Origin of the sequence: Saccharomonospora iraqiensis subsp. iraqiensis, assembly GCF_000430445.1 — a bacterium.
Classification (GTDB): Bacteria; Actinomycetota; Actinomycetes; order Mycobacteriales; family Pseudonocardiaceae; genus Saccharomonospora; species Saccharomonospora iraqiensis.
Window position 1 is genome coordinate 120,964 of record NZ_KE387129.1, and the last position, 2,226, is coordinate 123,189.

General features: G+C 70.2%; 3 protein-coding genes. All 3 read left to right on the forward strand.

Translation table 11 applies throughout. The annotated features are described in order from the left end of the window. The first annotated feature begins 162 nt into the window (after nucleotides 1-162). The gene (gene rpsR, locus ACTIR_RS0119670) at nucleotides 163-411 is read left to right on the forward strand and encodes a 30S ribosomal protein S18 (protein ID WP_007026989.1); all 249 of its coding nucleotides are present in this window, start codon (nucleotides 163-165) and stop codon (nucleotides 409-411) included. A gap of 15 nt (nucleotides 412-426) precedes the next feature. Next, entirely contained in the window at nucleotides 427-888 is a 462-nt protein-coding gene (gene rplI, locus ACTIR_RS0119675) for a 50S ribosomal protein L9 (RefSeq protein ID WP_007026990.1), read from the forward strand. Nucleotides 889-1,175: 287 nt separating this feature from the next. Further along, nucleotides 1,176-2,226, forward strand: a 1,051-nt coding sequence (locus ACTIR_RS24465; protein ID WP_034241104.1) for a PPE domain-containing protein, incomplete at its 3' end; no start/stop codon positions are given.

A 2,226-nucleotide genomic window follows, 5' to 3' on the forward strand; every position in this document is an offset into this window, starting at 1 on the left:
CGGTGGCGGCGGGGCCCCCGCCGACGACCCGTGGGGCTCGGCCCCGCCGGCCGGAGGTGGCGGCGGGTTCTCCGACGAGCCGCCGTTCTGAGCCGTCCGACGCCGCTTCCCGCGCGGTAGCGCGCCCGAACAACCACACGAAACGTTCCCCAGGAGTACACCGTGGCCAAGCCACCCGTTCGCAAGCCGAAGAAGAAGGTCTGCGTTTTCTGCAAGGCCGAGAAGCAGGGGCAACCCGAGCCGATCGACTACAAGGACACGACCATGCTGCGGAAGTACATCTCCGACCGCGGCAAGATCCGTGCCCGTCGGGTCACCGGCAACTGCAGCCAGCACCAGCGGGACGTCGCCATCGCGGTCAAGAACTCGCGGGAGATGGCTCTGCTGCCCTACACCTCGACCGCTCGCTGAGGAAGGAAGTCCGTCATGGCGAGGATCATCCTGACGACCGACGTCGCCCACCTCGGCGGCCCCGGCGACATCGTCGAGGTGAAGGACGGCTACGCGCGTAACTACCTGCTGCCGCGGGGTTACGCGATGACCGCGACCAAGGGTGCGGAGCGCAACGTCCGCACCATCCGGCGTGCCCAGGAGGCCCGTCGGATCCGCGACCTGGACCACGCCAAGGAGATCAAGCAGACGCTCGAGAACCTCGGCACGGTGGAGGTCACGGCGAAGTCGGCCGAGGGCTCGAAGAAGCTGTTCGGCTCGGTCACCCCCTCCGACGTGGTCAGCGCGATCAAGGCGGCCGGGGGCCCGCAGCTCGACAAGCGGGTCATCGAACTGCGGCAGCACATCAAGACCGTCGGCAGGCACGACGTCCGTGCCCGCCTGCACCCGAACGTGACGGCCGACGTCCGCCTGGACGTCGTGCCCACCCGGGCGTAGGCACGGCCGACGAACACCACACCGACTGCGGCGGGGTCCCCCGGGGCCCCGCCGCAGTCGTGTCCGGGGGCCGGAAACGCCGTCCCGTCGATCTTTTCCGGATCGATACCGGCCCGGGGAACCCGAACCACCCACCCCACGTCGAAGCGTTTGGGATACTCACCGTGGACGGGCGCCACCGGAGCGTCCGCCGACACGGGGTGCCCATCCATCCTCGACCGTCCGGCGGAGGCCGCTTCACCGTGTCGGCGAGTCCGTCGTGAACAACGTGAAGGGGTGAGGCACGGATGCCACTGCCATTCCTTATCGCGGGCGCGGGCGCCTTGGCGGGATACAGCGCGGCGACCCAGGAGGAAGCCGGGAACTTCGCCGCGGGGGATGGTTCACGGACCATCGACCCCCACCAGATCTACCAGCAGCTCACCTCCGGACCCGGTACCGGCTCGCTGGAGAACGGCCGGGAGGCTGCCGGCAAATTGAAGCAGACCTTCGATGAGCGGGTCCGGCAGATGGACGACCTGGCATCGAAGATGGACCAGGCCTGGCAGGGCGACTCCGGCGAGGCGGCGAAGGTCGGCGCCCGGCCGTTGAAGGACTGGCTGCTCGACTCCGGGTACAAACTGGAGAGCAGTGACCGGACGATGGGCGCGCAGGCCGATGCCTTCAACGGGGCGGTGTCCCGCGTGCAGCAGGTCCCGCAGAAACCGCCCGAGAGCGGATGGCTGAACGACATCAATCCGTTGACCACCGACAAGGATCGGGAGATCGCGGAGTACAACGCCAAGGCGCAGGCGAACGTCGACGCGTTCAACGCGTACTACGAGGCGACCACCACGAACAGCCGTTCCGTACCGCGGTACAGCACACTCACCGGCGAGTTCGGCGACATCAAGGTGGACGAGAACGCCGGAGAGGGCGGTCCGGACGCCGGGAGCGGGTCCGGTACCGGACCGGCACCCGCCGGGATGCCCGGTGGGACCAGTGGCAGTGGCTCCGGCTCGGCAGGCTCCGGCGGCTTCTCCGCGCCCGGCGGGGGGAGTTACGCCCCGGCGGCGAGCGGCGGTGCCGGGAGTGTGTCCGGGAGCGGGGGATACACCTCGGGTGGGACCGACGGGTTCACGCACCGGCCCGGGCAGTGGGACGACGGAACCTCCGCCTCCGGCTGGGCTCCCCCGAAGACGAACGTTCCCGATCTCGACGGCAGCGGCGGTGGCTTCGGCCCCGGCGGCGGGTCCGGCATCGGTGGTCCCGGATCCGGGTTGGGTGGCTCCGGAGGGGCTGCCGGAGGTGGCGCCGGCGCCGCCGGTGCGGTCGGTGCGGTCGGCGGATACGGCGCGG

What these genes read in the sequence shown, in the direction of transcription:
- rplI (WP_007026990.1), top strand. Translation starts at nt 427, where the DNA reads ATGGCGAGGATCATCCTGACGACCGACGTCGCCCACCTCGGCGGCCCC.